Origin of the sequence: Lacrimispora sp. (genome assembly GCF_031982545.1) — a bacterium.
GTDB lineage: Bacteria > Bacillota > Clostridia > Lachnospirales > Lachnospiraceae > Lacrimispora.
In genome coordinates this window covers 236,283-258,335 of record NZ_DALYXB010000007.1, presented here as the reverse complement: position 1 = coordinate 258,335, position 22,053 = coordinate 236,283, and the positions used below count along the sequence as shown (strand labels likewise).

General features: G+C 40.6%; 20 protein-coding genes and 2 pseudogenes. 20 read left to right on the top strand and 2 right to left on the bottom strand.

Annotated elements, in window-relative coordinates; translation table 11 throughout:
* Positions 1-41: 41 nt before the first annotated feature.
* The 13 genes and pseudogenes from ABS301_RS13870 (at position 42) to ABS301_RS13810 (ending at position 12,322) form a co-directional block, all read left to right on the top strand.
* Positions 42-404 (top strand): ArsR/SmtB family transcription factor, encoded by a 363-nt coding sequence (locus tag ABS301_RS13870; protein WP_277407076.1) that lies wholly within the window; start codon positions 42-44, stop codon positions 402-404.
* Between the two features lie 51 nt (positions 405-455).
* Positions 456-848, top strand: a pseudogene (locus tag ABS301_RS13865) (C40 family peptidase); the annotation flags it as partial.
* A 7-nt stretch (positions 849-855) separates the two neighbouring features.
* A pseudogene (locus tag ABS301_RS13860) lies at positions 856-1,119 on the top strand (family 1 glycosylhydrolase); the annotation flags it as partial.
* Positions 1,120-1,268: 149 nt separating this feature from the next.
* Positions 1,269-1,550 (top strand): autorepressor SdpR family transcription factor, encoded by a 282-nt coding sequence (locus ABS301_RS13855; RefSeq protein WP_349672768.1) that lies wholly within the window; start codon positions 1,269-1,271, stop codon positions 1,548-1,550.
* Positions 1,540-2,187, top strand: a complete 648-nt coding sequence (locus tag ABS301_RS13850; RefSeq protein ID WP_349672767.1) for an SdpI family protein — start codon at positions 1,540-1,542, stop codon at positions 2,185-2,187. Before ABS301_RS13855 ends, ABS301_RS13850 begins: the two co-directional genes overlap by 11 nt.
* A gap of 66 nt (positions 2,188-2,253) precedes the next feature.
* Positions 2,254-2,928 carry a response regulator transcription factor gene (locus tag ABS301_RS13845; protein ID WP_349672766.1) on the top strand — a complete coding sequence of 225 codons (675 nt, stop codon included), beginning with the start codon at positions 2,254-2,256 and terminating at the stop codon, positions 2,926-2,928.
* A complete protein-coding gene (locus tag ABS301_RS13840; protein WP_349672765.1) occupies positions 2,918-3,958 on the top strand; it encodes a HAMP domain-containing sensor histidine kinase in 1,041 nt (346 codons plus the stop codon). Before ABS301_RS13845 ends, ABS301_RS13840 begins: the two co-directional genes overlap by 11 nt.
* A 153-nt stretch (positions 3,959-4,111) precedes the next feature.
* On the top strand, positions 4,112-4,912 hold the full coding sequence (locus tag ABS301_RS13835) for an SDR family NAD(P)-dependent oxidoreductase (RefSeq protein ID WP_349672764.1): 801 nt from the start codon (positions 4,112-4,114) through the stop codon (positions 4,910-4,912).
* 23 nt (positions 4,913-4,935) lie between these two features.
* Positions 4,936-5,766 (top strand): SDR family oxidoreductase, encoded by an 831-nt coding sequence (locus ABS301_RS13830; protein ID WP_349672763.1) that lies wholly within the window; start codon positions 4,936-4,938, stop codon positions 5,764-5,766.
* A gap of 64 nt (positions 5,767-5,830) precedes the next feature.
* Entirely contained in the window at positions 5,831-6,910 is a 1,080-nt protein-coding gene (locus tag ABS301_RS13825; RefSeq protein WP_349672762.1) for an efflux RND transporter periplasmic adaptor subunit, read from the top strand.
* Positions 6,907-9,969, top strand: coding sequence for an efflux RND transporter permease subunit (locus ABS301_RS13820; RefSeq protein WP_349672761.1), 3,063 nt, complete (start codon positions 6,907-6,909; stop codon positions 9,967-9,969). The genes ABS301_RS13825 and ABS301_RS13820 overlap by 4 nt, the downstream gene beginning before the upstream one ends.
* Before the next feature lie 3 nt (positions 9,970-9,972).
* Entirely contained in the window at positions 9,973-11,121 is a 1,149-nt protein-coding gene (locus ABS301_RS13815) for a TolC family protein (protein WP_349672760.1), read from the top strand.
* A gap of 4 nt (positions 11,122-11,125) precedes the next feature.
* Positions 11,126-12,322: a TolC family protein gene (locus tag ABS301_RS13810; RefSeq protein WP_349672759.1), complete on the top strand. Its 1,197-nt coding sequence runs from the start codon at positions 11,126-11,128 to the stop codon at positions 12,320-12,322.
* Between the two features lie 76 nt (positions 12,323-12,398).
* Here the strand turns inward: ABS301_RS13810 and ABS301_RS13805 are convergent, their stop codons facing one another.
* On the bottom strand, positions 12,399-13,301 hold the full coding sequence (locus ABS301_RS13805) for a LysR family transcriptional regulator (protein ID WP_349672758.1): 903 nt from the start codon (positions 13,299-13,301) through the stop codon (positions 12,399-12,401).
* 204 nt (positions 13,302-13,505) lie between these two features.
* Here ABS301_RS13805 and ABS301_RS13800 point away from each other — a divergent pair, with 204 nt between their 5' ends.
* The 5 genes from ABS301_RS13800 (at position 13,506) to ABS301_RS13780 (ending at position 17,914) form a co-directional block, all read left to right on the top strand.
* The gene (locus ABS301_RS13800) at positions 13,506-13,967 is read left to right on the top strand and encodes a RidA family protein (protein ID WP_349672757.1); all 462 of its coding nucleotides are present in this window, start codon (positions 13,506-13,508) and stop codon (positions 13,965-13,967) included.
* A 36-nt stretch (positions 13,968-14,003) separates the two neighbouring features.
* Positions 14,004-14,978, top strand: coding sequence for an aminopeptidase (locus ABS301_RS13795; protein WP_349672756.1), 975 nt, complete (start codon positions 14,004-14,006; stop codon positions 14,976-14,978).
* Between the two features lie 115 nt (positions 14,979-15,093).
* Positions 15,094-16,104 (top strand): TRAP transporter substrate-binding protein DctP, encoded by a 1,011-nt coding sequence (gene dctP, locus ABS301_RS13790; RefSeq protein ID WP_349672755.1) that lies wholly within the window; start codon positions 15,094-15,096, stop codon positions 16,102-16,104.
* A gap of 3 nt (positions 16,105-16,107) precedes the next feature.
* Complete coding sequence (locus ABS301_RS13785) at positions 16,108-16,602, top strand: TRAP transporter small permease (protein ID WP_349672754.1); 495 nt, start codon at positions 16,108-16,110, stop codon at positions 16,600-16,602.
* Between the two features lie 4 nt (positions 16,603-16,606).
* The gene (locus ABS301_RS13780) at positions 16,607-17,914 is read left to right on the top strand and encodes a TRAP transporter large permease (protein ID WP_349672753.1); all 1,308 of its coding nucleotides are present in this window, start codon (positions 16,607-16,609) and stop codon (positions 17,912-17,914) included.
* A gap of 87 nt (positions 17,915-18,001) precedes the next feature.
* Here ABS301_RS13780 and ABS301_RS13775 read toward each other — a convergent pair whose 3' ends face one another.
* Positions 18,002-19,348 (bottom strand): FAD-binding oxidoreductase, encoded by a 1,347-nt coding sequence (locus tag ABS301_RS13775; RefSeq protein ID WP_349672752.1) that lies wholly within the window; start codon positions 19,346-19,348, stop codon positions 18,002-18,004.
* A gap of 213 nt (positions 19,349-19,561) precedes the next feature.
* On the opposite strand from ABS301_RS13775, the gene ABS301_RS13770 reads away from it, so the two are divergent.
* Both ABS301_RS13770 and hcp read left to right on the top strand, forming a co-directional pair.
* Positions 19,562-20,215 (top strand): Crp/Fnr family transcriptional regulator, encoded by a 654-nt coding sequence (locus tag ABS301_RS13770; protein ID WP_349672751.1) that lies wholly within the window; start codon positions 19,562-19,564, stop codon positions 20,213-20,215.
* Positions 20,216-20,368: 153 nt separating this feature from the next.
* Positions 20,369-22,000, top strand: coding sequence for a hydroxylamine reductase (gene hcp / locus ABS301_RS13765; protein WP_349672750.1), 1,632 nt, complete (start codon positions 20,369-20,371; stop codon positions 21,998-22,000).
* The last annotated feature ends 53 nt before the right edge of the window (positions 22,001-22,053 follow it).

Here is a 22,053-nt window from a genome sequence, read left to right as displayed (position 1 = left end):
GTATAATTAATAAATTGAAGTTTAGAAGGGATACTGTGTGCATGGGAGATTCAATTAATAAATGTGACTGTCAGGCGATTAATGAGGAATTGGCAGAAAGAGTGAAATCAGAAATGGAAGACGACGGCTGTTTTTCCCTCCTCTCTGCATTTTTTAAAATAATCAGTGATGATACCAGAATAAAAATTATGTATGCGTTATCAAAAAGTGAATTATGTGTAAATGATCTGGCTGTAATTTTAGATATGACGAAATCTGCAATATCCCATCAATTGAGGCTTCTTAAGGGATCAGGCCAGGTGAAATCCAGAAAAGAGGGTAAATTTGTCTATTATTCTTTAGACGATGAACACGTATTTGAAATTATAGAGAATGCTTTAATCCATGTAAAGCACCAAAAATAGGATACCATACAGCGCCTGTGCTTTTGCATGAGGCGCTGTATTAAAATTTTATCCAATGGCGGCGGAGGCAAAACTGTAAATGGAAATATAAAAGCATTGATTGATGTTGCAGCATCAAAGGTGGGGTCAAAATATGTGTGGGGATCAAAAGGACCAAGTTCCTTTGACTGTTCCGGCTTTGTTTACTGGAGTCTGAATCAGGTTGGAGTAAGACAGAGCTACCTTACTTCAAGCGGGTGGAAAAGCATGGGAAAATATAAACGCATATCCAACTATGACGATATAAAGCCAGGTGATATTGTTGTGGAAAAGGGTCATATGGGAATTGCCGCAGAGGGAGGAACGGTGATTGATGCTTCCTCAGGCAACGGAAAAGTAGTTTACCGCCAGCGGTCTAACTGGTGGAGAAACAACTTTATTGTGGCGTGGAGAATATTCGAATAGGAAAATTAGAATTAACTATTTAAGGCAGCACATAACTGAAATGGAAAGTGCCATTAACAGTCATGTAAATCTCATGGGATATACCGTATGGTCAGCTCTTGATATCGTCAGCTCGGGCACTGGAGAAATGAAAAAGCGGTATGGTTTTATCTATGTGGATAAGGATGACCTGGGAAATGGAACAATGAAACGGGTCAGAAAAAAATCATTTTACTGGTACAAAAAAGTGATTGAAACCAATGGGGGAGATTTAACTGATATAGAACTATAATAACAGGGACATGCCGGAGGTGTTTTCTTCCGGTATGTCCCTGTTTTGTAATAAAAAGCCAGATAATAAATAGAAGCTGCTATTGACAGGAGCTGAAGCAGGGAGTAATATCTATTTAGAAAAACATCTAAATAGATTGGAGGATTATATTGGGCTTTCCTGATACGTTTAAGGCGCTCTCAGATCCGGCCAGGCGGGAAATCCTGCTGATGCTGAGAAATGGTCGTTTATCTGCCGGACAAATAGCAGAAAAATTTGATATGACCAATGCCACGATTTCATACCATCTTACACAGTTAAAGAAGGCAGATCTGGTTTCTGAATCGAGGCAGAAAAATTTTGTTTATTATGAATTGAATATATCTGTTTTTGAGGAGCTTATGCTTTGGCTGTCCCAATTTAAGGGAAAGGACGAAACTGATGAAGAATAAAAGAACAATGATTATAACTTCTGTTTTGTGTATACTTCCGGAGATTCTCTCTGTGATACTCTATCAGAGACTGCCGGAGCAAATCGCGGTACACTGGAACAGTGCAGGTGAGATTAACGGATATCTCCCCAAAGCCATGGCTGCATTTGGAATGCCAGTCGTATTTCTGTTTTTAAATATTTTCTCAAATATAAGCCTGCTATATGACCCCAGACGGAAGAATCAGCCGAGGGCACTCCGTGCAATCGGTATTTGGCTGGTACCTCTCATTTCCCTGATTCTGGTTCCTGCCACCCTTATTATGTCACTTGGTGTTAAATTTCCAATTACCACATTTTCATTTACCCTGACAGGGATTGTACTGATTGTAACTGGTAATTATTTACCCAAAAGCAGAAGAAATTACGTGATGGGGGTGAGACTTCCATGGACCTTTCATGATTCGGATAACTGGAATAAAACAAACAGGCTGGCCGGTCGTATTATGGTGGGTGGAGGTTTCGTCATCTTAGTAAGCGGATTTTTGCATGTGACTTCTGTTTTCCATGAAGTCTCTATCCTTATTTTAGTCGTGGTTTTAATCGTTGTTATTCCCTTTTTTTATTCTTTTGCCCTGTATAAAAGAGAGCAGTCTTAGCTTATTATAATTAAATTTATTACGATAATTATATTAGTTGATATAAATCGGATTTGGAGGTGTTATATGGCAACAATTCTTGTTGTTGAAGATGATAAACATACAAGACTGCTTACTTGTGCCAGATTAAAATCCCATTACGCAGTGGAAGAGGCGGAGAATGGGGAACAGGCGTTGAACATGTTGGATCAAAAACATATAGATCTCATTATTGCCGATATTCAGATGCCTGTTATGAATGGCTATGATATGGTAAGGGAAATGCGTGAATCAGGAATACAAATCCCAGTTATCATGTTGACTGCGATGCACACGTTTGATGATAAAAGAACAGGCTTTGCTTCCGGCACAGATGATTATATGACAAAGCCCATCGATTATGAAGAGCTTCTCTGGCGTATAAAAGCACTTCTAAGAAGGGCCAATATAGTCAGCCAAAGAAAAATTACAATTGGAGATATTACTCTTGATTCCGCTTCTTATACCATAATAAGAGAAGGAACAACCACAGAACTGGCAAAGAAGGAGTTCGATCTGCTTTATAAACTGCTTTCCTATCCTGGTATGATTTTTACGAAATCCCAGCTTCTTGATGAAATATGGGGTTATGATACCAATAGCGATGAGACAACGATAAAGACCCATATAAACAGACTGAGGAATAAATTTGCAGACTGTACCGAGTTCGAAATCATTACAATCAGGGGATTGGGATATAAGGCGGAGATCTATGAAAAATAGTTACAGGAAAGGGAAAAAACCACTTGCAATTCATTGGGCTGTTTGGTTTTATATTTTAATACTGATTAGTTCTGTCATGGCTTTCGGACTTATTGCGTATCTGGAATTGGATATGAATGGGAATGATGCGATTTACATGCTTGCCATGATGCCTTGTATGGGTATAATCGCAGGAGCAGCCTTACTAAAAATAATAAGTGCTCTGAAACTCCGGATGAAAAAAATTCTGAATGGAATTACCAGTGTGACGGAAGGTGATCTGGATGTTGTATTAGATTTAAATAATTCCGGTGAATACAGAGAAATGTACGAGAATTTTAACCGTATGGTACGGGAACTTAAAAATACAAAAGTAGAAATGCAGAATTTCATCAATGATTTCTCCCATGAATTTAAAACCCCCATAACTTCCATTCATGGTTTTGCGGAACTGCTGTTAGAAGAAAATATAAGCGCAGAGGATAGAAAACAATACCTTCAGATTATATTGGAGGAATCCCAGCGACTGGCATCACTTTCTCAAAACACGCTGTTACTTTCAAAACTGGATGCACAGGAGGTTTTAACGGATAAAAAGGAATTTCAATTAGACGAACAGATTAAAAAATGTGCAATTTTATTATTCCGGCAAATAGAAAAGAAACAAATCATATTAAACATGGAGCTGGCTCCCGTAACATACTATGGAAGCGCAGAACTGCTGCATCAGGTATGGATGAATTTAATTAGTAATGCGATTAAATTTACTCCCAATGGCGGAGAGATTACTATTATAATGATTGCTGTAGGAAACCAGATCACCATTAATATATCGGATACAGGGATCGGGATGGATGAGGAAACTGCCAGGCTTATATTTAACAAATACTATCAGGGAGATTCTTCTCATGCTACCGCAGGGTTTGGCCTTGGGCTTTCTATCGTGAAGCGTATTGTAGATTTGTGCAAGGGTGAAATCATTGTATCCAGTGTTCCCGGCAAAGGAAGCACATTTTCAGTAGTATTACTAAATCAAAATAAAAACAAATAAAAAGAAAGAGGCTTTACATGGACGTTGATCGTGTAAATGCCTCTTTTTGTTGTATTATAAAAACTTTGTTGTTTTTATTTTAGTTTACGTTCAGTTTACAAACGCTTATTACAATTCAGAAGTAGTCATTCATCAGGCTTGAGAGGAGATTCAATGAAAGCAGATCATAAAAACATAATAGTAACCGGAGGCGGTAATGGAGTTGGCAGACAATTGGTACTTGAACTGCTGGCAAGAGGAGCTGTAGTAATTGCAGTCGATAAAAGTCAGGCAGCGCTGAACGAGACCATATTAATATCAGGAAATAACAGCCGGTTATATACGCATACTGTTGATATTTCCAATCGAGAGGAAGTAACTGCATTTACATCTGAGGCAGTTTTAAAATATAGAAATATTGACGGCCTTATTAACTGTGCAGGAATCATACAGCCATTTATAAACCTGGATGAACTGGATCTGGCAGCGATTGACCGGGTGATGAATGTGAATTTTTACGGAACACTCTATATGACAAAATCATTTCTGCCTTATTTGAAAATACGTCCGGAAGCACATTTAGTTAATATATCCAGTATGGGGGGCTTTCTACCGGTTCCAGGTCAGGGAATCTATGGTGCTTCAAAAGCTGCCGTAAAAGTAATGACAGAAGCTCTTCATTCAGAACTTTCAAATACAGCGGTAAAGGTTACGGTTGTATTTCCCGGTGGTGTAGCAACTGACATCAAAGTGAATTCTGATATTAAGGGAAGTAAATCAGTAACAGAAGACATTAGGGCAAAGAAAATGCTGTCTCCGGAACTGGCAGCTAAACAGATTATAGAAGCGATGGAAAAGAATCGTTTCCAGGTATTTATAGGTAAGGATTGCAGGATAATGAATGTATTGTATCGTTTAAGACCGGAATCAGCGATGAAATTAATTCAAAAGGTGATGGCAGCCAACAGTCATTGACGGTAAAAAGGAGAAAACCAATAATGCGAAAAATTTGTGTGATAACGGGCGGCGGCAGCGGTATGGGGTTTGCTGCTGCAAAGATAATGGGGAAAAATTATTATATTATCATCTGCGGAAGGAACACAGAGAAGCTGGAAGCAGCAGTAAAAGAATTGAAAGCGGAAGGAATACAGGCGGAAGCATATTCCTGTGATGTCTCTGATCTGGCCAGTGCAGAGAAGCTGGCAACTTATTCGAAAGCCAAGGGTACTGTGGCAGCAGTGATTCATGCGGCCGGTATGTCACCTCATATGGGAGATGCAAAAACTATTATGGAGGTAAATGCGCTTGGCACCATTTATATTAATAATGCTTTTTACAAGGTGATGGAAGAGGGAGGCTGTTTGATTGATGTGTCATCTATGTCTGCATATTTAACTCCCAAAATGGTAATGCCGGTCGGAATATATAAGTACAGCCGAAACGACCCGGAAAAATTTATGAGAAAAATGATGCGTCGCATCAGGTTCTATCCTGAAAAATATCAATCCGGTATTGCATATGGAATTTCAAAAAACTTTGTTATCTGGTATGCGAAACAGGATGCCGCCAGATTTGGAGAGATCGGAGCCAGAGTACTTTCGGTGTCACCCGGCAATTTCGACACGCCTATGGGAGAAATTGAAAAGGAAGAAGCCTCCGCTTACGTAAAATACTGTGCTGTGAAAAGAGTTGGAAAAGTGGAAGAAATAGCCGGTCTGTTTGCATACTGCGTCAGTGAAAGTGCCGGTTATCTGACCGGTGTGGATATTTTATGTGACGGAGGTTTGGTAGCATCGGGTCTCAATGTGCTGCAAAAAAAGGTTGTGTGATGAAAGGAAGGGTCCCTGTAAATAAAACAGGATCTTATAAAAATTATTTTTTAAGGAGCAGAAAATGAAAAAAAAATTACTATTACTTGGAGTGATCGCAGTGATATTGGTTGCGGTGATATTGGTTCGGATGAATGGAATGAAGGTTCCAGTCAAGGCAGATACTCTGCCTGTTGTGGAAACCGTTAATCCGGAAGTTGGCACAATTGAGTTGTACACCAGTCTGATTGGAACCATAGAACCTGAGACAGTTGTCAGAATCTCCCCTGAAGCATCAGGAACAGTTACCCAGGTGGCAGCAAAGGCAGGTGATATGGTGCAGCAGGGACAGCTTCTGTGCGTAATTGATACAAATAAAGTGCAGAATGCAAAGAATACCATGGACAATGCCCAAGTTACTTATAAGGAAACACATGATACCCTGGGGCGCATGTCAGTTCTTTTTCAAAGCGGAGCTGTTTCAGAGCAAGACTATCAGGGATATGTAAATTCTGCCAAAAAGTCGGAGATTGCATACAAACAGGCAAAGGAGGAGTACGAAAACCAGGTTTCTTACAGTAATATCAAGTCTCCCATCAGCGGAAAGATAGAAAGCTGCAGCATTGAGCAATTTGATAAGGTGTCAACCAGCGATCAGATCTTTGTCATTTCCGGAGAGGGGAATAAAATTATCTCTACAAGCTTAACAGAGAAATTAAAACGCCGGGTAAAGCCTGGTGATCCGGTTACTGTTGAGGAAGACGGGAACGATCTGCAGGGAACTATTTCTGAAATAAGCGGGATGGCAGATGAAAAGACCGGATTGTTTCAGATTAAGATACAGCTTGCCGATGCAAACGATTTATCTACCGGAACCAGTGTTAAATTGTCTTTGTGCTCTGAGAGGGCAGACCAGGTTATTACAGTACCTGTAGATTCTGTTTACTATGAGAACAGTAAACCATATGTGTATACGTATGACAACGGAACCGTACATAAAATTTTTATTGAAGCTGGTATCTACGATTCAAGCCGTTTGGAGGTAAAGGAAGGAATACAGCAAAATATGGAGGTCATTACCACCTGGAGTCCTGAGCTTTATGAAGGGGCAAAAGCGTCGGTAATGAATTCAGGAGAAGAAATAAAAGGAGAATCCAAGGCATGAATCAATTAACAAAAATCGTCTTAAGACGGCCGGTTACCGTTATTATGTGTCTCCTATGCCTGGTGGTATTTGGTTTTTCTTCTGTAATCAACTCCAGGCAGGAGCTGACTCCGGAGATGAGTATGCCCATGCTTATGGTCGTGACTGCATATCCCGGAGCACAGCCAAAGGATGTAGATGAATTAATCAGCAAAAAGATTGAAGATGCAGTTGGTTCACTCAGCGGTATAAAAAAGGTAACGTCCAAATCCTCAGAAAACCGCTCTACAGTAACAATTCAGTATGAATATGGCACAGATTTAGATAAGTCCTATAATGATTTGAAAAAGAAAATAGACGAAGTTTCTTCAGAACTGCCGGGTGAGGCTAAAACGCCGATCGTAATGGAACTGGATACGGGATCTTCCGCTGATATGAAATTAGTTGTTACAGGGGCAGAGACGTCAAATCAGTATGACTATGTGAAACAGGAGATTGTACCGGAATTTGAAAAGCTGTCCAATGCAGCCGAAGTCTCCATAGCCGGAGGCAGTGAGGATTATATTAAAGTAGAACTGAATCCGGAAAAAATGCAGCAGTATAAGATTTCCATGTCCTCCATCGCAAATGATATCTCAGCATCGGATGTAAAGATGCCTGGCGGTACAATCGAAGTGGGCAGAAAAAAAGCGGCCATATCATCACGGCTGAAGTTTGATACAGAAGATTCTCTGCAGAATGTACCGCTTACAGTACCAGGTAATAATATTGTTTATCTTGGAGATATAGCAGATATTTATACAACAAGTGAAACAGAAGGAAGTGTAGCCCATTATAATGGGAATAATACCGTTTCCCTATCAATCAGCAAGCAGCAGAGTTCCACTGCAGCAGAGCTTTCAAAAGAAGTGAATCAGACAATAAAGATACTTGAGGCATCAAAACCTGGTCTGGATATTCAGATAGTCAATGACAGCGCTAAAGATATTATGGCTTCTCTGAAGTCCATTGCAGAAACCGTTATTCTTGCAATCCTGATTTCCATGGCGGTTATCTGGCTTTTCTTTGGAGATTTGAAGGCTTCCCTAATCGTTGGAAGCTCCATACCAGTTTCCATTCTAACCGCGCTTATTTTGATGAAGTTTATGGATTTTTCACTGAATATGCTCACGCTGGCAGCACTGTCCATGGGTGTCGGAATGATGGTGGATAATTCAATTGTCGTGATGGAAAGCTGTTTCCGGGTGACGTCACAGGAAAAAAAGGAATTCATTGATTATTTTCAAGACGCCTTAAAGGGAACCGGAATTGTGGCAGCTTCCGTTTTGGGCTCGACACTGACTACCTGTGTTGTTTTCCTCCCGCTGGCTTTTTTGAACGGCATGGCGGGACAGATGTTTATGCCTTTGGGATTTACCATCGTATTCTGTATGGGGGCTTCCCTGATATCATCAATTACAGTGGTACCTTTATGCTATCTGATGTATAAGCCGGAGGAGACCCCGGCACCCTTATCGACGCCGGTTTACAAGCTTCAGAATGCTTATAGAAAAGTGATGCGTCATATCCTTCCTAAAAAGAAAACAGTCATGGGGGTATCGGTCCTTCTTCTTCTGGTATCGTTTCTTATGGCAGGTCAGCTTAAATTAAGCCTGATCACTGCAGACGACCAGGGGCAGATTGCTATTACAGTGGATATGGCTCCCGGACTCAAGACGAGAGATGCGGATGAATTGCTGAAAAAGGTTGAAGAGTCCTTTTCCGATTATGAGGAAATGGGGTCCTATGTTACAAGCTATGGAGGAAGTGGTGTAAGCGCAGGAAACTCCGCATCAATTATTGTATATTTAAAAGAAAACAGAAAGATACCCACAAATCAGGCGGTGGATATTTTTAAAGAAAAGCTTAGCCGGGTGACGGATTGCAAGATTACTGTAAAAGAAAATTCCTATGCAAACATGATGAGTTCAGAAGATTCTTACGAGCTGATCCTGAAAAGTACAGACTACGATCAGTTAAAAAACTCATCCCAACAGATTGTATCAAAATTAATGGAAAGGCCTGAGCTCACAAGGATCCATTCCTCCCTTGAAAACGCGGCACCTGTTGTGGAGGTAGGGGTCGATTCGGTAAAGGCAAAAGCAAAAGGGATCAGTCCTTCCTCAATCGGACACAGTGTATACCAGGCTATTAATGGAGTGACCGCAAAAACCATAGAAGTAAACGGAGATGATGTGGATGTAAAAGTCCAGTATCCGGATAATGAATTTAAGTCTGTGGACCAGATCCGGAATATGACGCTGTCTCTTTCAAACGGAGGGTTTGCCGCCGTTAATGATGTTGCAGAAATAAGCTTCCAGGACAGTCCGGCAAGTATCACCAGAGAGAATAAGCAATATGTGGTTACCATAACTGGAGATTATACCTCATCAGCAGATAAAAACACAAATTCCTTGATTAACAGGGAGATTGTGATACCAAATTTAAATTCTTACGTAAGCTTAGGCTCCAGTGCAATGGATGATCAGACGACAGACGAACTCACCTCTCTTCTGTATGCAATTATTCTGGCAGTTTTTCTGGTATTTGTAGTAATGGCAGCTCAGTTTGAATCACCAAGGTTTTCTCTTATGGTCATGACAACCATTCCATTCAGCCTGATAGGAGCCTTTGGATTGATGTTCTTTGCAGGCTGTGAATTGAGTATGGTTGCCATGCTTGGATTTTTAATGTTAATCGGTACAGTTGTAAACAGTGGTATTCTTTATGTGGATACGGTCAATCAGTATAAAGAAGAAATGTCTCCTGAGGAGGCAATGATTGAAGCTGGAGCGACCAGACTCCGCCCGATATTAATGACAACCTTAACTACAGTACTTTCCATGATCCCTATGGCGCTTGCATTGGGGCATTCCGGTGAAATGATGCAGGGACTTGCAGTTGTCAACATCGGAGGATTGACGGCTTCCACCGTTTTAAGTCTTCTTATGCTTCCGGTATACTACAATCTTATGAGCAAAAAAGAGGGAACAAAAGAGAAAAAGAAGAGAAAGAAAGTTTCAATGACAGGAAAGGAATAAAAAATGAGAAATATAAAACAGATTGCCGCATTCAGTCTTGCTGCAGTGCTCTCCGTTTCCGGCCCGGCGTTAAATGTCTGGGCCGGCAGCCCGGAGTTTGCCAGGACACAGGAGGAATGGACGAAGCTTAGGGATAATGTGGTGGAATATGAGGAGCTGGCTGATCTGATACATGAATACAATGTGACCGTTCAAAAGAACCAGCTGGATTTAAATGATAAGAAAAAAGATGATCTGATTACCAGAGACCAGTATGCCCAAAATTACAGGGATGCAGCAAATGATGCAAGAAGTGCCATAACAGGAGATGATCCGGTTACAGATGCAAAAAGCGCAGTGAGCGCTGCAAAGGCGGATAAAGCTGCAGATGATAATACAGAGGATCTGGAGGTATACAGACTCACCTATGACCAGACTGAGGCAAATTTAGCAGCCCAGGCTCAGACCTTAATGATCACCTATTCTCAACAGAAAAATCAACTGGAAAGTGCACAATTAGAATTGGAGCGTTCAGAGGCAGATTATCAGACAACACTGGCAAAACAAGGCGCAGGTATGGCCACCCAGGCTGAGATACTGGCGGCAAAGGAAACGATGCTAAATGCCACTGTCGCGATGGAGAAACTTCATGGGTCGTTGGAAGAAACAAGACAAAAGCTTTGTGTAATGCTGGGCTGGAATTACAACGATTTTCCAGAAGTCCGGGATGTTCCGGCGACGGACTCAGGACATATTCAATCATTGAACCCGGAGGAAGATAAGGAAAAAGCTCTGCAGAATAATTATACTTTAAATATTAATAAGCGAAAGCTGGAAAATGCCAGTGCAGATATTACAAAAGAGACGTTAAAAAGGACCATATCAAGCAATGAGCAGAACATCAGCACAGCGCTTGTAAAAGCTTATCAGGCAGTTTTGCAGGCAAATGCCAGCTATGAACAGGCAGTAACGGAATATAATCTGGAAAGTAAAACCATGGATATCATAAAACAAAAATACCAGCTTGGTATGGTCAGCCCTCTGCTGTATCAAAAGCAGGAGAATGCATACAAAACAAAAAGTATTGCGGTAAAATCCGCAGAGCTTACGCTTTTCTCCGCTGTCCAGACCTATGATAATACAGTAAATGGTCTTGCTTCTGCAGGAGGATGATGAGATGAAAAAGAAAGCTGTTTTATCTTTCTGTATGGCAGCAGGACTTGCGGTTTCTTTCATTATTCCTGTTTACGGTTCAGCCGGACCCGGTCAGAAGGAGAATCCCATTCCAAATGGAATAACAAAAGAGCAGTGGGATAAATTAAATGATCAGGCAATTGAATTTGATGAACTATCAGATCTGGTACGTTATTTTAATCCCGGTATTCAAAATACAACAGATACTATTTATGACTCTCTGGATAATCAGCGATATATACAAAATGAAATGAAACGTTACATTATGGATTTAAATGATGAAGCGGATGAATTAAAGAATTCGGGTGCAGCAGACACTGCCCATGGAATGGAACAGTATATGATCCTAAATCAGACGGTAAAGAGCATGAAAACGTCGGTAGAAAAAATGGGAAGATCACTGGACTATATGGATCGGTCCAATTCATCGGTTCAATCAAACATTACACAGGCAGTAAAGTCGAATACATATTATGCGAATCAGGTTATGATCAGTTATAACAATGCACTGGCGAACCGAAATACACTTATAAAGGCAGCAGAATTAAGCAATGCCGTCCTGGAAAATCAAAAACTGAGCATAAAGCAGGGGATTTCAACGGAAACAGATGTATTGTCTGCTCAAAAGGAAGTTCTGTCAGCCCAGAGTTCTCTTCTAAAGCTTGATCAAACCATTGACAGCTTACGGAGTTCCCTTTGTCTTATGACTGGATATTCAAAGGATACATCCCCAGTAATTGGTGATCTTCCAACCCTCAGTTCCGATACGATTTCTGCCATCAGTTTAGAAACTGATACAGCAAAGGCGATAGGAAATAATTACAATCTTATATCGCAACGTCATACAGCATCCAATCACTCCACAGCCGGAATGAATAACAAGAAAGCCATTGTTTCAGAAGGAGAACAGAATGTTGCAATTGCTATGCAATCCTATTATCAGGTACTGATGCAGGAAAAAAATGCATATGAAGCTTCCTGCACTTCTTATGAAAAGGCAGTCTTGGAAAAAGAAAAGGCAGATTGTTCCTATCAGATTGGGATTTTAAGCAGAATCGATTATTTACAGGCTCAGTTGTCATATTTAAAAGCAGAAAGTGCAAAACAAAATGCCTATGGCTCTCTTTATCAGGCCTATGATACCTACCAGTGGGCGGTGAACGGAGTCATAATGAAATAAAATAAAACGAGGACATTGGTTTTAATCATGTCCTCGTTTTTCGTTATTAGCACACCGCCGGATCTTGGATTTTTATTTATTGCTTTGTCCGTATATAGTTTTGTTTAATAAAGTCATAAAAAAGTTTCACACAATTTGGCATTGGGCGATTGTTTGCAATAGCCAGATAAATATTTCTATGAGCATCCTTATGATTTATATTCAGTTTTTTAATTTTAAATCCATCAAGGATCTCCAGATTAGGAACTATGGCAATACACTGGTCTATTCCGGTAGAAATAAATCCTGCTATTGTAATTTCTTCATTTAAGTATTCATGAGTCTGCGGATAACTGCTGCAGTCTGTAAACAATCTATCTATGACATCCTGGATTTCTCCTACAGTATCCGTATATCTGATTAAAGGAAATTGAATTAATTGTTCCATTTCCACAAAATCATATCCGGACAAAGGATGTTGATCTGACACAATGCAGATCAGTTCCTGCCTCAGGACTGGAAGGAATGTAACTGTTGGTTCATTTGGAACCAGTGCACATAGACTTATATCGATACTGCCGTTTTTTAATCCGGCAATACTGTCCTGTGAATTACATTGTTTTAGATTAATGGTAATATTTTTATAACTTTCATTCTGATTAAAAATTTTAATTAATTCAGGGACATATTGATAACCCAGTACAAACAAAAAACTTAAGTCTACGTAACCAGCGTCTTTATATGCAAATTGTTTCAGTATCCGATTACCATGTTCTATTTCTTCAAATCCCTTTGAAATATATGAATTTAACAGTTCTCCGTATTTACTGAGTTTGACATTGCGTCCGTCTTTCTCAAAAAGTTTTACTCCATATTCCTTTTCCAGCGAAGCAATTGCATGGCTAAGGCTAGGCTGTGTTATGCAGAGAGATTCAGAAGCTTTCGTATAATGCTGGAAACTAGCCAATACAGTAAAGTAATAAAGATTATTAAAATTCAAGTGCTCGCCCTCTGCTTTCATTATTTTATTTAGTATACCAAAAAAAACAGGAAAAACCAAATTTAAAATAGAATTAATTACGGTAAAAATTCAAACCAGGTTAGAAATCTATAGACAGTATCAATAAATTATGTGCGTAATCGGCATTGGTTTTGCAAAAAAAAATATGTTATATTGATTTCAGGAGGGAAAGGAGACAAAAGAATGAATTATGAAGAAAAATTAAAAAAAGCAGGATTTACACTTTCCGTTAACACAGTACCAAATATCCGGCCTTTTGAAAGTGCAGTTCAAGCCGGAAATCTGGTTTTTGTTTCAGGGCATGCGGCAAGAGTGAACGGCGAACTGATACACAAAGGAATTGTAGGTGGAAACGTTACCGTTCAACAAGCACAGGAAGCTTCCAGGGCAGCTTTAATCAATTGCCTGAAATCTGTTAAAGAGTTAATTGGAGATTTAGACAAGATAGTCAGATTTGTCAACATTAAGGGGTACGTTGCAAGCACACCCGAATTTACTGAGCAGCCTCAGGTTATGAATGCAGTTTCAGATCTTGTAAACCAGGTGTTCGGTGAAGCAGGAAAACATAGCCGGGTAGCTGTGGGGGCAGCATCACTGCCAGGTGGAACTTCTGTCGAAGTAGAACTTATTGTAGAAGTAAAATAGCAGGTGCAGACTGCAGATAATGAGGAGAGAATAGAAATGAAAGAAATGTCTAAGGATATGCCATTGGGTGTAAAACAGTTATTAACCAGTGTCACACATTTGAAAGAAAATGAGAAGGTTCTTGTAATAACTGATGATAATAAACGTGAAATTGGTGAATTGGTTTATAAATATGCAAAAGAATATTTTGAGACAACCATGGTTGTAATGCCCCCTACAGCGGGACATGGTGCAGAGCCGACAGATGTAATTACATCCGCTCTGAAAAATGTGGATGTGGCTTTTGGCTGTACAACTATGTCACTGATGCACAGCAAGGCCAGAATCGAAGCCTGTAAGGCAGGACGGCTTCGCTGGGTGGGAGTACAGGATTATACACTTGATATGTTTGAGACAGGTGGATTAACCGCAGATTTTGATGAGGTTGCAAAAGTCATTGACCGCGTAGCGGAAAAATTCCACGGGGAAACATTTACCCTTACCTCAGAAGGTGGAACCAATCTGGTCTGCAGTGTCAAGGGGCGTAATGTAGTGATTGATTATGGAACCTCCGTTCATCCGGGATCTGCTGCATTTCCGCCTAATGCTGAGGTTGCTTTAGGGCCTGTGGAAGGAACTGCAAATGGTGTTATAGTTATAGACGGCAGTATCCCCCATCCCCAGCTTAACTTGATTCAGGAACCGATTTACCTGGATGTGAAAGATGGTATGATTGTTGATATAAGAGGTGGAAGAGAAGCGGATATCTTACGTAAAATTTTAGCCGACTATAATGATCCTACAGTATACAATGTGGGTGAACTTGGTCTTGGACTTAACGAAAAAAATGTTCTTTGCGGGCATATGGCGCCTGATGAAGGATCTTTTGGTAATCTTCATATTGGAATTGGAAAGAACTTAATGTTTGGCGGTCACACCGATTCCCCATTACATATGGACCTGGTAATGAAAAAAATAACCTGTGAGATAGACGGACTGGTAATTATGAAAGATGGAAATCTTCTGGTGTAGGATTTAAGATATGCGAGCCTGTGCGGTATGCACAGGCTCGTGAAATAAAAATGGGGGTTGCAATGAGTATGCAGTTTTCGAATGGAGTTTATTAATTTTCAGAGGGGTATTATGCATGAAAAAAACATTGGTAATATTATTAGGCTTCTTCATGATGGTTTGCCTGAATGCCTGTTCAAAAAATGCGGATGAGCAGGCGGATAAGCAAAAACGTATCATAAGCATTGCAACCGTACAGCCTGAAGATCATCCCATCAGCGTTGGTCTGCGGGCTATGAAAAGCTATATGAAAGAACAACTTGGTGATGCAGTAGATGTAAAGATTTATTATAACGGAATAATGGGAGGCAATAGTGAAGCCCTGGAGCTTTTGCAAATGGGGACTTTAAACCTTGTGGCCACCAGTGGCAGCAATCTGGAGTCATTTGACAATACTTATAAAATATTTGGGCTTCCATATCTGTTTAAAGATGAAAAAAGTTTTCGTAAATGTATGAATAATGATGAATTTAAGAATCAGATTTATAACTGTACATCGAATAAGGGAATTCGAGGAGTTGCATGGTTTGCCAATGGCGTAAATAATATCTATGCTTCAAAACCCATATATACGCCAGATGACATTAAAGGACTTAAACTTAGAATTCAATCCAGTGAGGCAAACGTAAAACTGGCACAGGGGTTTGGCGCGGCAGCAGTAGTTATGGCTTATGGAGAAGTGTATACAGCTCTCCAGAATCATGTGATTGACGCTGCAATGAATCCGGAAATGGCTTTGATCAGCATGAAGCATGGTGAGGTTGCTAAATATTATACACGCACTGAGCATCAGATTTTTACAGATATGCTGGTTGGAAATGCAGAATTTCTGGATTCGTTATCAGATAAAGAGAAAACAGTATTAGATGAGTCTTTTGAAATTGCGACCAGAGTGGAATGTGAGGAATGGGACAAGCAAATAAATGAATGTATAGCAGAAGCTGAGAATATGGGAGTGCAGTTTATTGATGTGGATAAGGCTCCATTTGAAAAGTTACAAACGAAAGTAAGGGAAGAGTTACTTGCTGCGACGCCGTCATTGCAGCCGCTTTATGACAAAGTACAGGAAATACAGAAGGAGGAATAAGGGATGCGCACGATATTAATATTAAAGACATGGTTAAATAAAATTCTCAGTGGTGCAGCAGCATTATTACTTGCCTTTATGTCCCTGCTTGCTGTTTATCAGGTATTTATGCGATATGTTTTAAAGAACCCCTCTACAATGTCAGAAGATATACTCAGCTATTCATTTGTATGGCTTTCTTTGATTGCTACAGCCCTGGTATTTGGAGAACGTGATCATATGAATCTCACTTTTTTTCTGGACAAGGGTTCTCCATATGTAAAATTATTACTTTCTCTTATTTCTGAAATTTTAGTAATGATCATTGCTTTTGTGGTATTTATTGTAGGCGGGAAAAAGTTTATGAATGTAGGTGCCATTCAGGTATCGCCGACACTGGGGATAACGATGGATATGGTTTATCTCATACTGCCTGTCACTGGTGTATTGATACTTTTGTTCAGTATCATCAATATTGCAGAGCTGGTTGAAGATTTTAAGTTAAAGGAGGAGAAGTAATATTATGGGAACGGCCGCCGCAGCAAGTATAATGATATTTTCAATTCTTGTTATTCTGTTATTGGCAGGAGTACCGATTGGTATATCGTTATGCGTTGCCTCATTAGCAGTTATTGTACAGTCTTTAGGTTTCATTGGAGCCGCCCCTGCTTCCGCGTTAAAGATGTTTCAGGGGATTAACATTTTTACCTTACTGGCAATTCCATTTTTTATACTGGCAGGTAATATTATGAATAAAGGTGGAATTGCAATTCGCCTTATTAATTTCGCAACAGCCCTGACTGGAAGGATTCCGGGTTCACTGGCTCATACCAATATTGTTGCCAATATGTTATTTGGTGCAATTTCCGGCTCAGGAACTGCAGCCGCTTCTGCGATGGGATCAATTATCGGACCTATTGAAAAGAAAGAGGGTTATGATGAAGATTTTTCAGCAGCGGTTAATGTAGCAACTGCCCCAACCGGACTGCTAATCCCCCCCAGTACTGGTCTGATCACGTACGGCCTTGCCAGCGGAGGAACCTCCATAGCAGCTTTGTTTCTTGGGGGGTATATTCCTGGTATTCTTTGGGGGCTTAGCTGTATGGTAATTGCTTATATCTATGCGAAGAAGCAAAACTTTGTCAGTCAAAAGAAGATAACAGTAAAAGATTTTTTTAATTATACCTTTGAAGCAATTCCAAGTCTATTATTGATTTTTATTGTTATCGGAGGGATATGCGCAGGTGTTTTCACAGCTACCGAGGCCTCCGCAGTGGCAGTGCTGTATAGTTTGATATTATCTATTATTTTTTATAAAACAATTGGTATCAGAGATCTTTATGCCATATTAGTCAGCAGTGCTAAAATGTCAGGTATTATTATGTTTCTGGTAGGCTGTTCCAACATAATGGCATGGGTTATGTCATTTACAGGAATACCGGATGCAATTGCCGGTGGTGTGTTATCAATATCTGACAATAAAATTATAATTCTATTTGCAATTAATATGCTTCTATTGTTTGTAGGTACTTTTATGGACCTCACGCCTGCAATACTGATTTTTACACCTATTTTATTGCCTGTATGCCAGCAGTTAGGAATGTCCGCATTACATTTTGGCATTATGCTTGTATTTAACCTCAGTATTGGTTGTATTACCCCTCCGGTTGGAAACATACTGTTTGTTGGAATAAAAGTAGCCGGAAGAAAATTAGAAAATGTAATGCCTATATTAATAAAATTTTATTTGGCAATATTTATTATTTTGATGTTAGTAACATATGTTCCCTCTTTGTCGACGCTGATTCCACAGATGGCAGGTTATAAGTAATAATAGGGGCAATTTGCAGAAAAAGCCGCATGGGTTTCGTTTTTGAGCGAACGCCATTCGGCTTTTTTCCATGTACTCCACATTATTTTAGCAGTTCATGGAAGGAGGAATACTTTGAGGATAATGAAAGATATCTTCAGGATCGTATTTGGCCTTCACTTCCGTCAGCCTTTCAAAATTTCTTCCATAATAGGCTTTTGGCCAGTTTCTTATGGACAAGTCAGGAGTATTGACATATACACCTTTTGTAAAGGGTTCCATCTCCTTTCGGAAATCTTTCACCCACTGGATACCCGGATCTGCCCCCTCTGGTGTATTCCAGGTGGAGAAATAGGAGATGTTCGAAAGTGCTTTGCGGTAGAAATATGCCGTAGCGTCATTTGGAACTTCTGCGACTGCCCCTCCCAATCCGTGGAAAAATACAGAGGCTGAATAGGTGGGAGGATGGTTAATATAGCGTTCAATGATATTGATTGCTTCATCAGGCAGCAGTTCATATAAAAAGGGTCCCACGCTTTTAAATGGCTCTGGTGAATCTGGCTGAGTGGCTGCTATTTTTGCAGCTGCCTCCACCCAGGGAATTTCTTCAACGTACACGTTCTGAGGCGAACCAGTTTCAATCAGAGGATTTAAAAGAGATCGAAGCTCTGTTGATGTACCGAGAAAAACCCCCTGCATCATAAGCAGGGTATTCTCCCCGGATGCCATGGTAAGCAGCGGAGTGAGTCTGTTGTCTGAACAGGGGAGTGTATATTTCTGCCACATCTTAAGCACTGGTCTTAAGTCGGAAAGCGGCCAGGTAATTTGCGCATATGCAACCGTGTCAATTCTGTGGGTGCGGAAACGAAATGAGGTACAGGCTCCGAAATTACCGCCTCCGCCTCCCCGCAGAGCCCAGAACAGATCCGGATTCTCCTTAGCACTGGCATGAATCAGGCAGCCCTCAGCATTTACGATTTCCGCCTCTAACAGGTTATCAATGATAAGACCCCAGGGGCGGGACAGACTGCTTTGCCCGCCGCCCTGTGTAAATCCGGCGATTCCCGTAGTCGGGCAGAGACCTGGCGGTACCACCAGACCCTGCTCACCAAGAAGGATAGCCAGCTCATAATCCCGAATGCCAGTCTGGACTGTGGCAGTTTCGCATTTCCTATTTATTTCTGCCTGCTTCATTTCGCTGACATCAATGACCAGTCCCCCATTCATAACTGATAATCCTTCGTAATTATGACGGCCGGAGCGCAGCCTTATGGGAATATCCCGGCAACGTGCCCACTTGATTGCATTGCTTACATCTCTGGCATTCTGCGCAAAAACGATGATAAGCGGATATTTATTAAAAAAGGTGTTAAATACCTGACGTGCAGGTTCATACTGAGGATCTTCCGGTAAAACCACACGTCCAGTCAGTCTGGGACATTTTTCAAAATACATCTCAATACCTCCTCATAGTTTGTCTGTATTACTCTTTATTATATGAATGCAATGCACAGGTTGTCAGCCAGGCTGTATCCACTTAATCTACGATTGTCAATTTTCTTATGTTCAGAACTAATCCAGTCAATAAGTTGTAAGTACAACGTTTTTGTAATCGTTCCTGTGATATGATTCAATAGTAAAAATAACAAATTTTAAATGGAGCCAGAGATGAATGATTATAGTCATGTCCTGTTATTTTCCGGAATCAGCAATCAGGAACTGCTCCCTATGCTGGACTGCCTTGGGAGCTACAAAAAAAACTACAAAAGTGGTGAGATCATTATTCTCACTGAGGATGCTGTAAAAAGTCTGGGCATTATTCTTGGCGGATCCGTAAAAATGATTAAGGAAGATATATGGGGAAATAAAACACTGCTGGCAGTGATGGAAGAGGGGGGACTGTTTGGGGAAATTTTCACCTGCAGCCATGCACAGACGGCAACGGTGACCTTCGTTGCCGGGAAGGAGGCAAAGATTTTGTTTCTTCCCTTTGAAAAAATCTGGAACTCCTGTTCCACATCCTGCACCTGCCATCATAAGCTCATGGGAAATTTGATTTCCCTTCTTGCGGATAAGAATGTTCAGCTGATTGAAAAGCTGGAGGTGACCACAAAGAAATCAGTTCGGGAAAAGATAAGCTGCTTTCTTTCCATACAGGCGCAAAAGAATAACAGCAGATATTTTACTGTGAATATGGGGAGAATGGAGCTCTCGGAATTCCTTTGTGTAAACAGAAGTGCGCTGACAAGAGAGCTGAATCTGATGAGGTCAGAAGGGCTGATCGATTTTTACAGAAACACGTTTAAAATAATAAAAAATTAAAAAAATTAAAATTGATCCTGTTGTGTTGTAATAACAACCGACACAAATCAGGTTCGATGATATTCTTAATGAGCAACAGCAATAACACAAATATGAAACGCGCACAAACTCCCAAATGGGGTGTGTATAAATTTACTTTAGGAGGTAAGGAATATGAGCATGTTTTGCTATCAGTGTCAGGAGACAGCAAAGAACACAGGATGTACAGTGAAGGGTGTATGCGGCAAGACAGAAGAGGTTGCCAAGCTGCAGGATCTGCTTATCTATGCAGCAAAAGGAATTTCTGAAGTAGTCGTAAAGACAGGAACAAACGCAGCTGATATCGCTGAAATCAATCATGAGGTGGTAAAGAGCCTTTTTATTACCATTACCAATGCAAACTTCGATGCAGCAGCAATTGAAGCACAGATTTTAAAGGTACTTGGCTTAAGAGATGAGCTGGCATCTAAAAAAGGTTATACAGGCAATAACGATGCAGCAACTTTCCATGTAACAACCAGAGAAGCAATGCTTGATAAGGCAGCAACAGTAGGCGTTCTTTCCACAGAGAATGAGGATGTACGTTCTTTAAGAGAGCTGATTATCTATGGTATTAAAGGTATGGCTGCTTATGTAGAGCACGCAATTAACCTTGGCAAAGAAAACACTGACGTCTATGGATTTATGTACAAAGGTCTGTCAGCAACCCTTGACAATACCCTTTCTGCAGATGATCTGGTTGCTTTAACCTTACAGACAGGTGAAGTTGGCGTAACAGCTATGGCTCTTCTTGATGAAGCCAACACTTCCCGATACGGCAATCCGGAGATCACTTCCGTTAACATCGGTGTAAGAAAGAACCCGGCTATCTTAATTTCCGGTCATGATTTAGCAGATATGGAACAGCTTTTAGAGCAGACAGCCGGAACAGGCGTAGACGTTTATACCCACGGCGAGATGCTTCCAGCTCATTATTATCCTGCATTTAAGAAATATGATCATTTCGCAGGTAACTATGGAAATGCTTGGTGGAAACAGTTAGAAGAATTTGAATCCTTCCATGGTCCGGTTCTCTTTACAACCAACTGTATCGTTCCTCCAAGAACTCCGGAAGCAGCAGCTAAAATCTTCACCACAGGCGCTACCGGTTTCCCAGGATGCACACATATTGAAGCAGATGAGAATGGAAAGAAAGATTTCTCAGCGATCATCGAGCTTGCAAAGACACTTCCAAGTCCGGAAGAAATTGAGACTGGCTCCATCGTAGGCGGATTCGCACATAATCAGGTATTTGCACTGGCTGACCAGGTGGTTGATGCTGTAAAATCCGGCGCCATCAAGAAATTCTTTGTAATGGCAGGCTGCGACGGCAGAGCAAAATCAAGAAACTACTATACAGAGTTTGCAGAGAAGCTTCCAAAGGATACTGTAATCCTGACAGCAGGCTGTGCAAAATATAAATACAATAAGCTGAATTTAGGCGATATCAATGGTATCCCCAGAGTCCTTGATGCAGGTCAGTGTAACGATTCCTATTCTCTTGCAGTCATTGCAATGAAGTTAAAGGAAATCTTTGGTCTGGCTGATATCAATGAGCTTCCGATCGCTTACAACATCGCCTGGTATGAGCAGAAAGCAGTTATCGTGCTTCTTGCACTCCTTCACCTTGGCGTAAAGAACATTCACTTAGGACCGACATTACCAGGATTTTTATCTCCTAATGTTGCAAATGTGCTTGTAGATACCTTCGGTATTGCAGGTATCGGTGAAGTGGATGATGATATCGCATTATTCATGAATGCATAATTAATTTATTTAAAATTCCATGGGTCCTGTTGCTGATGCAGCAGCCCATGGAA

Coding starts and splice junctions, on each gene's coding strand:
- ABS301_RS13870 (WP_277407076.1), top strand. CDS start 42: ATGGGAGATTCAATTAATAAATGTGACTGTCAGGCGATTAATGAGGAA.
- ABS301_RS13830 (WP_349672763.1), top strand. CDS start 4,936: ATGCGAAAAATTTGTGTGATAACGGGCGGCGGCAGCGGTATGGGGTTT.
- ABS301_RS13845 (WP_349672766.1), top strand. CDS start 2,254: ATGGCAACAATTCTTGTTGTTGAAGATGATAAACATACAAGACTGCTT.
- ABS301_RS13820 (WP_349672761.1), top strand. CDS start 6,907: ATGAATCAATTAACAAAAATCGTCTTAAGACGGCCGGTTACCGTTATT.
- ABS301_RS13835 (WP_349672764.1), top strand. CDS start 4,112: ATGAAAGCAGATCATAAAAACATAATAGTAACCGGAGGCGGTAATGGA.
- ABS301_RS13850 (WP_349672767.1), top strand. CDS start 1,540: ATGAAGAATAAAAGAACAATGATTATAACTTCTGTTTTGTGTATACTT.
- ABS301_RS13795 (WP_349672756.1), top strand. CDS start 14,004: ATGAAAGAAATGTCTAAGGATATGCCATTGGGTGTAAAACAGTTATTA.
- ABS301_RS13825 (WP_349672762.1), top strand. CDS start 5,831: ATGAAAAAAAAATTACTATTACTTGGAGTGATCGCAGTGATATTGGTT.
- ABS301_RS13815 (WP_349672760.1), top strand. CDS start 9,973: ATGAGAAATATAAAACAGATTGCCGCATTCAGTCTTGCTGCAGTGCTC.
- ABS301_RS13800 (WP_349672757.1), top strand. CDS start 13,506: ATGAATTATGAAGAAAAATTAAAAAAAGCAGGATTTACACTTTCCGTT.
- ABS301_RS13770 (WP_349672751.1), top strand. CDS start 19,562: ATGAATGATTATAGTCATGTCCTGTTATTTTCCGGAATCAGCAATCAG.
- ABS301_RS13810 (WP_349672759.1), top strand. CDS start 11,126: ATGAAAAAGAAAGCTGTTTTATCTTTCTGTATGGCAGCAGGACTTGCG.
- dctP (WP_349672755.1), top strand. CDS start 15,094: ATGAAAAAAACATTGGTAATATTATTAGGCTTCTTCATGATGGTTTGC.
- ABS301_RS13785 (WP_349672754.1), top strand. CDS start 16,108: ATGCGCACGATATTAATATTAAAGACATGGTTAAATAAAATTCTCAGT.
- ABS301_RS13840 (WP_349672765.1), top strand. CDS start 2,918: ATGAAAAATAGTTACAGGAAAGGGAAAAAACCACTTGCAATTCATTGG.
- ABS301_RS13780 (WP_349672753.1), top strand. CDS start 16,607: ATGGGAACGGCCGCCGCAGCAAGTATAATGATATTTTCAATTCTTGTT.
- ABS301_RS13775 (WP_349672752.1), bottom strand. CDS start 19,348: ATGTATTTTGAAAAATGTCCCAGACTGACTGGACGTGTGGTTTTACCG.
- hcp (WP_349672750.1), top strand. CDS start 20,369: ATGAGCATGTTTTGCTATCAGTGTCAGGAGACAGCAAAGAACACAGGA.